This is a genomic window from Sphingopyxis fribergensis, from assembly GCF_000803645.1.
In the GTDB taxonomy this organism is placed as follows: domain Bacteria; phylum Pseudomonadota; class Alphaproteobacteria; order Sphingomonadales; family Sphingomonadaceae; genus Sphingopyxis; species Sphingopyxis fribergensis.
In genome coordinates, this window is the sequence record NZ_CP009122.1 from 517,302 (window position 1) to 529,320 (window position 12,019).

Here is a 12,019-nt window from a genome sequence, read left to right on the forward strand (position 1 = left end):
CATAGCGGATGCAGCTTCATGCATCGGGCGGCGTCAGCGCGGTGGACGGGCGCTCGTGCATCGCGCGCCAGTTTTCGGGGCGGACGAAGTCGCCCTGCCAGATGCCGCGCCGCTTCGCCTGCGCCTCGGCTTCCTCGACCATATACGTATCGCCCGTTGCGATCGCCCAGCCGAGTCGCGCCATTTCGGCGCCGAGGTCGATGCCGCCCGGAAAGGGGGCGGTGCGGCATACGGCGAGCGTGCGATCGTAACGATCCTTTGCCGCGACCTCGCAATGAAGCGGCCCGCGGCCCGCCAGTTTTTCGAGCGCGGCGCGCGCTTCGCGCCCGCACGGCCAACGGGTGGTGCCGCGCGTGCAATCTTGCCGATATTCGATGGCGTCGATTCCGGTCAGGCGGATCGTCAGCAGGGCATCGTCCTGCCGCACTGTCAGGCTGTCGCCGTCGATGACATGGACCAGCGGCACGGAAAGCGCGGGCGTCGGCAACCACGCCCAAGCGACAAAGGCGAGCCCGGCGAGCAGCAGCAGCGCCAGCAGCGGCCGGAAACGTCGCCGCCAGCGCAGCCGTGCAAGCGAAGAGGAGCCCGTACCCATCGCGCCTCGACTGGCCCGCCGCCGCCAGCTTGGCAATCGTAAATAATGATTGACGGAGAGAACAAACCATGTCCAAATTGGACCTATTCCCTCCCGGCCGACACGCGGCAACTCATGCGGAAACCGAGCTTGAGTCCGAATTGGCGGCAAATGGGAGTGAACAAAAGGTGAATATCGCCGAAATGACGGCATGGTTACGCCAGGGTGGAGCGATGGAACGGGGTAGGCATCATGATGGACCATGAAACATCGATCGGGCGCGACACGTCGGCCTTTTTGCTGAATGGCTTTGGGACCGATCTCGCGTCGCCGCCACGCACAATAGGCGGGCCGATCCGCGCCAACGTCGCATCGCCCTTGCTGTTCGTCGGCTCGCTGGCCGATGCGCCGGATACGGCATCGCTTCCCGACGTGCGGCTCGCTATGACGCGTCCCCCGTCGCGCGCGGCGGGGGCGATCCGGCAAACCCACACGCTCGATATCGTCTGGCTGGCGGCGGTGGACACGATCGAAAGCGAAATGCTGGGCGACATCTGCGCCGCCGTGGGCGAGCGGAGCTGCAATCTTGTTTGCGAAACCTCGCTGGCGGCGCTCGATCGCGTGGTCGCGACGATCCCGGCGTCGCTTCCCGTACAATTCCTTGTCGATGCCGATCCGACCGATCGGCTCGTCGCCCTGGCAGCGGCGCGGCGCACGCGGCACGCGGTGCTCCATGATATCGCGCGCGACGATGCGATGGAGCGGATCGACCGGCTACAGGAAGAAGTGGCGCGCATTTCGCGCCTGCTCGGCGACCTCGCGGGGCAAAGGGGCGGGCTTCCCGGTACCCCGACCGGCTTTGCATCGCGCGCCGAGGATCCGACCGAACATACGGGACAGGTACGCGCACCGTCGCGCGACTTTGCCACTATCCCGCGCAGCTTCATTCCTGAAGAACGGATGCTCGACCGGCAGCGCGCCAAGGCGGTGCGCCGGATGTTGCGCCAGCGGCGAATGCGCGAGCAATATTTTCCTGCCGACCTGTTCGCCGATCCGGCATGGGACATGCTGCTCGACCTTTATGCTGCGCGGCTCGAGCGTCAGCCGGTTTCGGTGTCGAGCCTGTGCATCGCCGCCGCTGTACCCGCGACGACGGCGCTTCGCTGGATCAAGACGATGACCGACGCCGGCCTGTTCCTGCGCGAGGACGACCCGCACGATGGCCGCCGCATCTTCATCGCTTTGGCCGAAGGCGCGTGCGACGCGCTCGGCCGTTATTTCGAGGCGCTGGACGAATAGACGTGGCGGGCATCGATCGGGGCGCGTAGGTTTCGATCCATGAAGGACGTCGAAGAAGTGGTCGTGAACGACCGGATGCAACGGGGCTATCGCTACGGACGGACTGCCCCAATGGGGAAAGCGTTCGATCCCGATTTCGAACCCGAACTCACGCCCGCCGAAATGCTGGAGCTCGGTGTGTTCTGCGGCAAATATATGACCGACTGCACCGACGAATTTCCGGCGAGCTGGTTCGAGAACGCGAAACTTTCGCCCGAACGTCCCGACTGTTCGCTCAACTATTTCGGTATCAGGGCGAGCGTTCCCCTGCATGTCTGGGTTCAGAAAGGATGGATCCATCCCGACGATCCGCGCGGCTGGTTCCAATGGTATTGCCGCTATTATTCGGGACGGCGGATGCCGGACGAGGACCGCCGCCAGATCGCGCGCTGGCGCGCGTTCCGGCGCCACGCCGCGCAGATCCGCAAGCATTGCGAACCGGGCGATCCTTTTTGCCGGCCGAAACAGCGGCAGGCATTGCTGCAATGGGCGTATGACAGCCGCGATATTTAAGCTGCGTCTTCGCCATTTCCCTTGCCGTCGCGGGGCATTATGGCGAACCCCCGATCGAAGGAGTTTGCGCCAATGCCGATTATGGCCGCGCGTCACTATAATAACGGCCAGCTTGTCCGCGAACTCGGGCCGGACGAGATCATTCCCGAAAATTGCGACACCGGCGACTTCTTCTGGCTCGGCCTCTATGAACCGACCCCCGGCGAGCTGGAGGGTATCGCCAAGCGCTTCGGCCTCCATCTGCTCGCGGTCGAGGATGCGCTGAAGGCGAACCAACTTCCGAAGGTCGAGGTCTATGGCGACCAGCTCTTCATCATCGCGCGCACCGCCAATCTGGATGGCGACACGATCGAGCCCGGCGAAACCGCGATCTTCGCGGGGCCGCATTTCCTCGTCACCGTCCGCCACGGTTCGGCGCGCACGCATACGGCGGTGCGCCAGCGGCTGGAGAGCTTGCCGATCAAGCTCGCGCACGGTCCCGACTATGCGCTCTATGCCATTCTCGATTTCATCATCGACGGTTATTTCCCAGTCATCGATGCCATCGAGGACCGGCTGCTGATCGTCGAGGAAAGCGTCATGGACACCCCGCTCGACGCCGAGGAAATCCGCCATCTCTACCGCCAGCGGCACGAGATCATCCGCTTTCAGCGGCTCGTTGGCTTGATGAAGGACGTCGCCAACCGCCTTGCGACCGACGATGATCTGCCCAATATCGATGCAGCGGTCCGGCCGTTTTTCCGCGACATCTGGGACCATGTGTCGCGCGCCGAATTCCGCCTCGCCAGCCTTCGCGACATTGCGGCGTCGGTGCTCGACACCAACTCGCTGCTCGAACAGCAGCGTCAGGGTGTGATCACGCGCCAGCTCGCCGCCTGGGCGGCAATCCTCGCGGTGCCCACCGCGATTGCCGGCATCTATGGCATGAATTTCAAGTTCATGCCCGAACTCGACTGGGGCTTTGGGTATCCCTTCGCGCTCGCTCTTATCTTTGGCGGTTCGGGGCTGGTCTTCTGGCGCTTCAAGCATATCGGCTGGCTCTGAGCGACGCGTCTCGCTTGCCAGCGGCGGCGGCTTGTGGCAGGGGCGCACCTCCCATTGATGGCGACATCTGGGGGCGATTAGCTCAGTTGGTAGAGCATCTCGTTTACACCGAGAGGGTCGGCGGTTCGAGCCCGTCATCGCCCACCATCACGAAACACGCGAGTGTCCTTGCGTATCACAGTCATCTTGTCAATAATTATTCCGCCCTCGCTGCGAGGGATGGACAGCGTATGGACAGCGCCGAACGCATTTGCCTCGCGCTGAACCCGCAGCCAGATGGCCGAGAGAGCCTTCGCTGCGGCCTTCATGTGCTCGGGGCGCATGTGGACATATTTCTTCGTCGTGCGGTTCACCGGGCCAGCGTGGCCAAGCAGAGCCGATAGCTGGCGGTCGGGAACGTCGCTGTTCGTGTAAAGCTCTGTCGCGATGGTGTGCCGGATCGTTTTCGACACCACGTCATCGGACAGCCCCATCGTGCGTCGCATCGTGCGCCATGCGCGCTTGCGGCTGTCCACAGGGCCGGTTCCAGTCCAGCGGGTGAGGATCAGGCGCAGTGGGCGGATTGCCGGGATGATAGGATTCACCTTCGCGGTTTCGGGCGTACCGATCGCGTGAAGGTCAATGTTCCTGCCGTCGAATTGGTCGATGTTGAATTTAGCCAGCGTGACCGGACGCGCCGCGGTTCCGATCAGCAAGGCGACATAGCGCCCCATGTCGTCGAAGTGGCGGGCATACCAGGCGATCATTCCCAGCTCTTGCCATGTCAGCACGCGGTCGCGCGGCTTGGATCTGTGGCGCTTCGGAACTGCCGGCACCTTGGGAGCCAGAAAGCGGCGGTTCGTCTCGGCATGGTTCAGCGCGGCCCGCACGTCGTCGAGATTGCGTGACACGCTCTCGCCCTTCACGCCGGGGCTGGTGTGGCGATAATCCTTGCCGCCCCACGGCACGTCATAGCTGTGCGGCCCCATGCGCCACTCGCGGAAGCGGACAAACACGGCGGGGGTCAGGTCGGCAACGGCGGCGCTCATGCCCGCCTCGTCTTGAAACAGGAAGCCCATGAAGGCGCGCAAGCTGCTGGCGATCTGCTGCGGCGCGACAGCCTTGCTGCCATGCTCTTTCCAATAGGTGAGCAGGGTAGGGATGACGAGCGCGTCCTCGACGCTCTGCGGGCGCTTGGCAGCCTGTTCGTTGACGAAGGCAAGGAGGACCGACTTAGCCTCATCTATGCCGCGCTGGCGAGTGCTGCGATAGCTGACCTGTCGAGTGCCGGTCGCGATCTGCCAGATGTCGGGGGACTTGCCGTCCCGGCGCTTGTCGAGCCAGTAGCCGCCGTATTCGAAAGGCGATCCCTCGCGTGGCATTTCATTTCCTCAAGTTCTCTGGTGGTCAGCAAATCTAGCAGCCCGTAATCTACAAGCTCAAGCACCTGCTCGCGCGATAGGGTGGCGCCGGTATCGTTGCGATAGGCGCGCCGAAGCTTCGACAGGATGCGCTCGGCTGTCACTTCTCTCCTCCATAAAGGGAGAGGGCTTTGCGGGCGCGATGATAGTCGCTGGCCTTGATCTCAGCGAGAATGCCGGGTGAGCCGCCGCAGTAAAGGCCGTCTCGCCGCTGATCGGTATCGTCCAGATGCTTTGCCATTGCCGCGAACGGCCGCAACGCCTCTACCAGTTCAGCATGGTTGTTGGTGCGGTCAGATTCGGTCATCGCTGCATATTCGAGCGCGCCCAGCCGAGCGGCCTGCCAGATGATGGCATGGCGTGTAGGGGCTTTGGGCGATCCGTCTTTGTTACTGCCGGTCGAGCAACGCTGAGCGACAGCCTCAGCGACAAGTTCAGCGTCGGCTTGCTGTTTTGCTGTTACCTTACCCACGTCCACCTCCCCAGATACGGTTGAAAAGAGAGGGTTTCGGCTGGATCATCGGCAGGATGGGGCCGTCACGACGCTCGCGCTGCCAGCTTGTGGCTGTACGGGGCTGCCAGTTGTTCTGGCCTTGGGTGAGGAAGCCGGTGCGAGGGGCGGTCATGTTCAAAATCATCCCGGCATGTCGGCTTCCTCGAAGTCGCGGCGGGCGCAATAAGTCGCGCAGGGCTCGCACATCTGGTCGCCGTCGTATTTCGTGGTAGCGGGCTGGCCGCACTGGCATCGGGCGTTCAAATAGGCTTCCAAACGGTTCGGGCTAAGCGCCTGATCCAGCGCATCGGCTTCGGGCAGCGCGATCTCTGGCGGATTTTTCCCGGCAACCCACCCACCGCGCGCCGCACTGGCGATAGCGATGGCTTCGACGCGCTCGTACCGCCCCGCCTTCTCGATTACGGTCGTGTAGCCGCAGCGGTTAGGCGACCACCATGCGCGATGCTCGTTCGACCAAATGAGATATGGCTTATCCATTCTTCTTCCCCGCCTTCCTATCTCTCGAACGCTTGAGGTAATCGCGCCACTTTTGGGCGTCGTGCTTCATCGCGTTCAATTCGGCAGCGCCAAGCAAGTCGCCGTCGTCATTTGTGAAGCCCGCGGCGACAAGCACGTTGGCGCCAGTGCGGCCTACGTCGGTGGCATATTCTTCGGAGCCGTCGCCCATCTCGTAGTCATCAACGCCGAGCCATTCTGCCAGCCGGTCATAGGCATAGCCGATGCCCGCATCATAGACGCAGAGCAGTGGGCTATCACCGTCAGGCGGATCGCCGATGTGAGAGGACCATTCGGTAACGTCCAGCGCTGCGAGGTCGGTGGCGGCGCGCTGGAACTTGTCCTGCGCGTCGTTGCGTTCGTTTCGTAGGCTGTCGTTCAGACGAGTGTAGCGGAGGATTTCGGCGTTCTTGATCCGCTCATGCTCGCTCACCCGCATTAAGCCGAGAGCTTTGAGGGCGAGGGCGATCATGCTGCGTCTGCCTTCTTCGACGGCTCGAGAATTTGCTGGCACGTTTTGTTGTCGTAAATGCCAAGCTTCCACGATTCCGTGCATAGATAGAGCGTGTTGCTCTTGCGGACTTCGGACGTGATAGCCTTACCCGCCGCGGCGATTGTCATGCTCAGCCCCAGCAGCAGCCCAGCGATAAGCCAGAGAGCGGGTGGCGAACTTGGCGTTGGGGTGTTCATCGTTCTAATCCTTTCCCACCGATCCAGAGGGGGCTTGCGAGGTGGATCGGTGGATGCTGTGCGCCTCGCGCGCGGTGAAACTGTCCGTCAGGGCGACGGGGTGAAAGTCATGCTGGTTCCTGCAAAAGCATCTCGGGATCAGCCCCAAGCGCCTCGGTCAGAAGCCTGATTGTTTCGCGGTAAAGTTGCTCGAAATCCTCACGCGGCATCGACGCGACGGCCATCGAGTGCGGCACCTTCACTATCTCGCCGGTGAACTCGTTGATGTGCTCGTCGTAGCGGTGAAGGCTGATCAGGATGTCCCGGCGCAGATGCTCGGTCGAAGTCCAGCGCCCGGTTGCCTCGACGACGTTGTTGAGAATCGCGAAAAATTTCCGGTGCTGAGACATATTCCTCGGCGACCACACCTCAACGATCAGCGTCGCGCCATCTTTCACGGCCGCCAGCAATTCGCGTGCGTCTTTGGTGACGGGAGCGAGTGCCAGGCCGACGCGGCGGAAGAGCGCGTGACCCTTCATGGTAGAATTCCCATTTCCATGCTCTCGTATTCCAGGCGCTTGGCTTCCTTGAGCAAGTCGATGCCGTGCTCGCGATAGAAGCCCTGATGGCTCAGCTTTTCGACGCACTTGTCGCCGTAATCGTGCTGGTGAAATTCCACTGCCAGAGGGACGACGATCCGGTGCGACCGCGAGATGCGGCCCATGCGATCGGCATAGCCGGTGACGTGATGGATGGTCGCCGGTCCGCCACTGATGAGGCAACCAAGCGCGCGCACGCGATCCCAGTGGCGACGCTCGGCCGCCGTCGGTTCCGCGCCCGCCTTGGGCTTCATGCGTTTATGATTGACCGGCGCACCCACGTCAGTTGCCCTTGAGCTGCTCGAGGCGAGTGTTCAGCGCCGCTTCGATCCGCCCGTTCTCACCGTCGGGCAGCGCCTCCATATGGCCGCGCCAGTCCTTTTCGACCGCCTTGGCGTCAATGACAGTGCCGGCGGCGGCAATGCGCTCGATCAAATCCGTGACGGTTGCGGCATAGGGCGCGGGCTCTGATTCATCGGTGCCGTCGTGCTGGTCGCCGTGCTGCTCGTCGCTGCGGCCCTCCTTGTGATCGATGATCTCGCCGGTGACGGGATCGCTACCGGCCATCTCGGCACGCGTCGGCGGCGTGATGTTGCGCGCCTCGACGGGCTCGCCGACCATCTGGATTTCGGCCTCGTCGTCGACATAGATGCCAGAGAAGCCGAAGGCGTAGCGCGCCCCCTGGATCAGCGCGCGGTGACGCAGCATGCGATTGGGCGACTTGTTCCACGGATCGGTGTTCCGCTTGCACTCGTCCATATATTCGGTGACCTTGATCGGCCGCGCGCGGTCGCTGCGGTAGATCGTGCTTTCGATCGCGTAGACCTTGCCGCTCTCGTCAACGATGTCCTCGAATTCGATCCCGTCGAACTTCGGATGCTCGTTCATGATCCGAACCCAACCGTCGATCGAGACGAGGGGGACGATGCCGCCGCCTTTGGCCGCGAAGGCATAAATTTCCTTGGTCAGCGGGTTCAGCTTGTATTCGTTGGCCACAATGACCAGCGCGACGAATTCAGCGTCAGAGCAACCCTTGAAAACGGTCGCCTTGAGCGTGTTCTGCAGGTTGCCTTCGGAGACGCCAAGGCGCGAAGCCATTAACGCGAGCGCGCTGGGCGTGCGGCGCTTGGCCGCTTCTATGTTGGCGACGTTCTGCTCGATCTGTTCATCGGCGCGAGCGACGGCGCGGCTGCGGGCGGTGTTCATATTCAGTCCTTTCAGAAGGGCAATTTGTTGGCGAAAAGCGCGTCGACTTCGGCGTCATCGCCGAGCAAGTCGGGCTGATCAGCGGGCGGTGGGGCAAACTTTTCGATGATCGGCTTTGCTTCGAAGTCGGCGGGTTCGGGCACTCCGAAAATGGCGACGTGGACTTTCTTCTTGCCCTCACCGTTGCGACCGGCGACGAGGACGATATCGCCCACCGCCAACGGTTCCGCGCCGTCATAGGCGTAGGTGTAAGCGCGGGTGTCGCCGGGGCGGAATGTGCAGGCGATGAATTGGCGGGCCATCATCTTCTCCTTAAAATGGAATTTCGTCGCCGCGTCGGGCGGCATGTTCTTCTTCTCGATACTCAGCCAGCACCTGTTCGATCGTCTGGATCGCGATTTGAGTTTCGGCCAAGCGCGGGATGCGGACAGCGTCGACAAGGCGCTCGAACTCGGCAAAGGTGAGGACGACTGCCGTCTCTTCGCCCATCCTGCGAATGCTCGCCTGATTGACGCTGGTCAGAAAGTTGCGGACCTCGCCGATCTTGCGTTCAAGATCGAGGTGCTCACCGGCGCCTTCGTCGATCGATGCGGGGCGAGCGGCTGCAAAGCCCTTGAACCACCACAAGGCATCAGCGAGCGCCTCGCGCGCGGCTTCGATGTCGCGGATCATCGGATTGTCGTCCCGGTTTCGGGGAAGATTTCGCAACCCTTGAGTTCGCGCGTGCCTCCGCGCACCTGCGCCGCAATCACCTTGTCGATCGCCTCGACGACCTTGGCGTGTTTCAAGATGCTGTCGGGAAGCTGGCGGACGCTGACGATGCGGTGCTTATAGGTGGTCGTGCGGACAACCTTGGCGCCGTAGTCGCCGCGAACGACGGGTGCTGCCGTCTCAACGATGGGCTCGGGCGCAACCTCTACGACTTCAGGCTCGACTTCGACGACTGTCGCTTCGCGGGCTTCGGCGGCCGCGCGCGCGTCCTCGATCGCCTGCAGCCGAGCGCGCTCCTTCGCGGCCTCCGCATCGGCAATGGCCTGCAGCCGCTGACGCTCGGCGTCGGCAACCCGCTGGGCTTCAATCTGGCGCTGGCGTTCTTTCTCGCGCTCGGCGTCGTCGAAAGTCCTGATCCGCGCGCGCGCCGTCGCCTCTGCGGATTGCAGCGGTTCGACGATCGCATCGGCCCGCCCCTTGAGCGCGCGCTGCGCATTGAGCAGCGGACGGTTGAGGATTTCGCGCTGTGCTTCCACGGCCTTACCGGCGGCGACCATCTGCTTGACCAAATCGGCGTAACTGCCAGCCATATCCGCGTCGGTGATAACCGTCGGCGCGCGACCGGCGCTGGCGAGCAAATCGCCGATCCGCTTCGTGATGCCTTCGACTTCCAGCGCCTCGGCAAGATCAATGGTGATCTGCTCTTCAAGGGGCGGATTGTTCGCGCCGATGACCGCGCGCGGGTTCGCTTCCATTTCGGGCTGCGGTTTCAGTCGCTGTACGATTGCCATGTCGGGTCTCCTGTCAAAACGGGGGTGGGGCGGTCATCGGGTCGATGCGCCGGGTTGGGTTTGCGATCGGGTGATCGGGTGAATTCTCGCGAGCCCATGCTTGGCGCTGCGCTAGGAACAGATATTCGCGCTCATCGATCGGATCGGCCGCGCACACGGGCCACACGCGCTCAAGATCTATGGGCTCGCCGTTCGCCAGCGCCTGCCAGCGCCAGCCGCGATCCATTTCCTCGCCGGTGACCGGATCGAGAGGGGGGCCGTGCCATACGCGGATGCCGACCAGCACGCCGCCGCTGCGCAGCTTCATGCGATAAAAGCCCTCAACCGGGATATCGGTGTTGAAGCCTTCGAACACGCGCGCCGACGCGGCACCGGCGGCATAAGGGCGAGCCGAGCGCGTCATTGACCAGCTTCCCACTGGTCGCGCATGGCGATCTTTTCAGGTGCCGACAGATGCCCGGCGCGACGGTTGCATTCGCCGTGCGCGAGAAAAAGGTTGCTGACATGGTTCGGCCCGCCGTGCGCGATGGCAACGAGATGCTCGACTGTAATGTCATCGCCGAGCGGAGCGCGGCAGAAGAAACAGGAAGCGCCGTCGCGGATCAGGAGGGCATTGACCGTGGCGGCGTCGCGGCGGCGGCCAACAACTGCCACGGGCGCCAGCGAGCCCTTGCGATCTGCAATGTGCGCCTTGGCTTGCAGCGCCTCAGCATTCCAAGTTTCGCGGCCGCGCTTGTTGCGATAGATGATCCCGACGCCATGCGAAGTGCGGAAACGAACGATCTCATAAGGGTTCGTGGGCGCGAGCATTTCGCCGCCTGCCGCGACCAGCGCAGCGCGGAATTTTGCGAAATCAGTCATGCGTGCACCGCCACGACGGTCAGCAGAACGCCGAGAAAGAAGGCAAGCGGAACGACAAGCCCGACATGGCTGCCGACGATCGACTGTTCGGCTTGCAAATCTTCCGCCGGCGCAATCTGCAATTCGCGCAGAGCGTCAGAATGGGTTTCTCGATTGAACGCTTCCAGAGCGTGGGCGTGAATGTCGATCATGCCGCACCTCGCATGTGATCGGTGACGTTCTGATAGATGCTGCGAAAGCGCTGGACCGAGTATTCAGGAACCCACGGTTCGATCGTAAAATCGAAGGGCTCATAACCGCCAGTGCATGACCATTGATCAGTTCCGGCTTGCGGCATAAGATCGCGCTTCTCGGTCGCGAGCATGCGGATATCGTATTGCTTCACAATATCTTTGTGCTCGTGACCCACGCCAAACCACTCGTCGATTGCGTCGCCGCTGCGTTTGATCAGCGCCTTTGTTTCGGACGGCAGAAGCTGTTTGGCCGGACCGGCGATGTCGGGCCACGGCACTTCGTCGCTTTCGTGCATCAGTCCTTCGTAAACCGCGTCAATCGGTTGCCCGTCGCGCCACATTTGCTCGGCAAGCAAAACGACGTGCTGACAAACATTGTAGAGGCAGCGCGGCCCGATCTGGTTAGGCTGACCCACGAGGCGGCGGCGCGTCTGCCCACGGAAGCGTGCATTGCTCGCCAAACCCCAAGCATAGTCCTCGATCGTCAGCCCGCTTGCGTCGGGGGATTCGAAATCGAAGTACATGCCATCGCCCATGAGAATGGTAGGCCCAACGATCCGCCGAGTATGTTGCTCGGTTGCCGCAGCGTTTTTGATTGCGAGATCAGTCATGCCGTCACCACCGCACCGACCGAAAAGTCGCGCGTCTCAAAGCCCTCGCCATACTTGGCAGCCATCAGGGCTTCCCAAGCATCCTGCGTCGCATCGCGGATCAGCGGGACGTCGACGCGGATAGCGCGGGCCTCGACAGGCTGGAGCGATTCCAGAATGCGGATGAACTGGCTGAAACCGCCGGTCACAGTCCGGTCGCCTGCAAGCGGGCCAGCTCGGCGCGATAGTTATCGGCCTGCTGGCGGTTGAAAGCCGCGTCGGGATGGTTCGGACGGTCGGCCAAGAGACCGTGACGGATGATCTGCATCCGCACTTCTTCGGCGCGGAACCGGTTCGCGGCGGTAATCGCCGCGCGGTTCGCCTCGTAGGCCTTGGTCAATTCAGGATCGTGGCGGGCCACTGTCGTCTCCATGCAGCCGGGGTGGCTGATGGAGTTGGATTAGTTGGATATGTCCGACAC

Annotated in this window: 21 protein-coding genes and 1 tRNA gene; 4 read left to right on the forward strand and 18 right to left on the reverse strand. The window is 62.6% G+C overall.

The features are described 5' to 3' along the window. Nucleotides 1-16: 16 nt before the first annotated feature. Entirely contained in the window at nucleotides 17-595 is a 579-nt protein-coding gene (locus tag SKP52_RS02305; RefSeq protein WP_052207734.1) for a thermonuclease family protein, read from the reverse strand. Between the two features lie 231 nt (nucleotides 596-826). Between SKP52_RS02305 and SKP52_RS02310 the strand changes: the two genes are divergently transcribed. The 4 genes from SKP52_RS02310 to SKP52_RS02325 all read left to right on the forward strand — a co-directional run bounded on the left by SKP52_RS02310 (nucleotide 827) and on the right by SKP52_RS02325 (nucleotide 3,616). Continuing rightward, a complete protein-coding gene (locus SKP52_RS02310; RefSeq protein WP_039571285.1) occupies nucleotides 827-1,873 on the forward strand; it encodes a MarR family winged helix-turn-helix transcriptional regulator in 1,047 nt (348 codons plus the stop codon). Nucleotides 1,874-1,912: 39 nt separating this feature from the next. Further along, nucleotides 1,913-2,425: a hypothetical protein gene (locus SKP52_RS02315; protein ID WP_052207735.1), complete on the forward strand. Its 513-nt coding sequence runs from the start codon at nucleotides 1,913-1,915 to the stop codon at nucleotides 2,423-2,425. Nucleotides 2,426-2,497: 72 nt separating this feature from the next. Further along, a complete protein-coding gene (locus SKP52_RS02320) occupies nucleotides 2,498-3,469 on the forward strand; it encodes a magnesium and cobalt transport protein CorA (RefSeq protein WP_039571287.1) in 972 nt (323 codons plus the stop codon). A 71-nt stretch (nucleotides 3,470-3,540) separates the two neighbouring features. Further along, nucleotides 3,541-3,616, forward strand: a tRNA-Val gene (locus SKP52_RS02325). Here SKP52_RS02325 and SKP52_RS25130 read toward each other — a convergent pair. From SKP52_RS25130 to SKP52_RS02415, 17 genes are all read right to left on the reverse strand, one after another. Then, nucleotides 3,604-4,830 carry a tyrosine-type recombinase/integrase gene (locus SKP52_RS25130; RefSeq protein WP_081997175.1) on the reverse strand — a complete coding sequence of 409 codons (1,227 nt, stop codon included), beginning with the start codon at nucleotides 4,828-4,830 and terminating at the stop codon, nucleotides 3,604-3,606. The two genes, SKP52_RS02325 and SKP52_RS25130, sit on opposite strands and share 13 nt — an antisense overlap. A gap of 139 nt (nucleotides 4,831-4,969) precedes the next feature. Next, nucleotides 4,970-5,341 (reverse strand): hypothetical protein, encoded by a 372-nt coding sequence (locus SKP52_RS25890; RefSeq protein ID WP_148308990.1) that lies wholly within the window; start codon nucleotides 5,339-5,341, stop codon nucleotides 4,970-4,972. Between the two features lie 162 nt (nucleotides 5,342-5,503). After that, entirely contained in the window at nucleotides 5,504-5,860 is a 357-nt protein-coding gene (locus SKP52_RS02345; protein WP_039571297.1) for a hypothetical protein, read from the reverse strand. Continuing rightward, nucleotides 5,853-6,350 carry a hypothetical protein gene (locus tag SKP52_RS02350; RefSeq protein ID WP_039571300.1) on the reverse strand — a complete coding sequence of 166 codons (498 nt, stop codon included), beginning with the start codon at nucleotides 6,348-6,350 and terminating at the stop codon, nucleotides 5,853-5,855. Before SKP52_RS02350 ends, SKP52_RS02345 begins: the two co-directional genes overlap by 8 nt. Next, on the reverse strand, nucleotides 6,347-6,568 hold the full coding sequence (locus SKP52_RS02355) for a hypothetical protein (protein WP_039571303.1): 222 nt from the start codon (nucleotides 6,566-6,568) through the stop codon (nucleotides 6,347-6,349). Before SKP52_RS02355 ends, SKP52_RS02350 begins: the two co-directional genes overlap by 4 nt. 107 nt (nucleotides 6,569-6,675) lie before the next feature. Continuing rightward, nucleotides 6,676-7,086: a DUF1367 family protein gene (locus SKP52_RS02360; RefSeq protein WP_039571306.1), complete on the reverse strand. Its 411-nt coding sequence runs from the start codon at nucleotides 7,084-7,086 to the stop codon at nucleotides 6,676-6,678. Further along, nucleotides 7,083-7,427, reverse strand: coding sequence for a DUF968 domain-containing protein (locus SKP52_RS02365; protein ID WP_039571308.1), 345 nt, complete (start codon nucleotides 7,425-7,427; stop codon nucleotides 7,083-7,085). Before SKP52_RS02365 ends, SKP52_RS02360 begins: the two co-directional genes overlap by 4 nt. A 1-nt stretch (nucleotide 7,428) precedes the next feature. Further along, nucleotides 7,429-8,352, reverse strand: a complete 924-nt coding sequence (locus tag SKP52_RS27415; protein WP_052207736.1) for a recombinase RecT — start codon at nucleotides 8,350-8,352, stop codon at nucleotides 7,429-7,431. An 11-nt stretch (nucleotides 8,353-8,363) separates the two neighbouring features. Beyond that, nucleotides 8,364-8,657, reverse strand: a complete 294-nt coding sequence (locus tag SKP52_RS02375) for a hypothetical protein (protein WP_039571311.1) — start codon at nucleotides 8,655-8,657, stop codon at nucleotides 8,364-8,366. A gap of 7 nt (nucleotides 8,658-8,664) precedes the next feature. Next, nucleotides 8,665-9,024 carry a hypothetical protein gene (locus SKP52_RS02380; RefSeq protein ID WP_039571314.1) on the reverse strand — a complete coding sequence of 120 codons (360 nt, stop codon included), beginning with the start codon at nucleotides 9,022-9,024 and terminating at the stop codon, nucleotides 8,665-8,667. Continuing rightward, nucleotides 9,021-9,854, reverse strand: a complete 834-nt coding sequence (locus SKP52_RS02385; protein WP_148308991.1) for a hypothetical protein — start codon at nucleotides 9,852-9,854, stop codon at nucleotides 9,021-9,023. The genes SKP52_RS02380 and SKP52_RS02385 overlap by 4 nt, the downstream gene beginning before the upstream one ends. 13 nt (nucleotides 9,855-9,867) lie before the next feature. After that, nucleotides 9,868-10,257 carry a hypothetical protein gene (locus SKP52_RS02390; protein ID WP_039571321.1) on the reverse strand — a complete coding sequence of 130 codons (390 nt, stop codon included), beginning with the start codon at nucleotides 10,255-10,257 and terminating at the stop codon, nucleotides 9,868-9,870. Continuing rightward, nucleotides 10,254-10,715: an HNH endonuclease gene (locus tag SKP52_RS02395; protein WP_039571325.1), complete on the reverse strand. Its 462-nt coding sequence runs from the start codon at nucleotides 10,713-10,715 to the stop codon at nucleotides 10,254-10,256. The genes SKP52_RS02390 and SKP52_RS02395 overlap by 4 nt, the downstream gene beginning before the upstream one ends. Beyond that, nucleotides 10,712-10,906, reverse strand: a complete 195-nt coding sequence (locus SKP52_RS02400) for a hypothetical protein (protein ID WP_039571326.1) — start codon at nucleotides 10,904-10,906, stop codon at nucleotides 10,712-10,714. The genes SKP52_RS02395 and SKP52_RS02400 overlap by 4 nt, the downstream gene beginning before the upstream one ends. Beyond that, complete coding sequence (locus SKP52_RS02405; protein ID WP_148308992.1) at nucleotides 10,903-11,559, reverse strand: hypothetical protein; 657 nt, start codon at nucleotides 11,557-11,559, stop codon at nucleotides 10,903-10,905. The genes SKP52_RS02400 and SKP52_RS02405 overlap by 4 nt, the downstream gene beginning before the upstream one ends. Continuing rightward, nucleotides 11,556-11,747, reverse strand: a complete 192-nt coding sequence (locus SKP52_RS02410) for a hypothetical protein (protein WP_039571330.1) — start codon at nucleotides 11,745-11,747, stop codon at nucleotides 11,556-11,558. The genes SKP52_RS02405 and SKP52_RS02410 overlap by 4 nt, the downstream gene beginning before the upstream one ends. Beyond that, nucleotides 11,744-11,959, reverse strand: a complete 216-nt coding sequence (locus SKP52_RS02415; protein WP_148308993.1) for a hypothetical protein — start codon at nucleotides 11,957-11,959, stop codon at nucleotides 11,744-11,746. The genes SKP52_RS02410 and SKP52_RS02415 overlap by 4 nt, the downstream gene beginning before the upstream one ends. Nucleotides 11,960-12,019 lie beyond the last annotated feature (60 nt).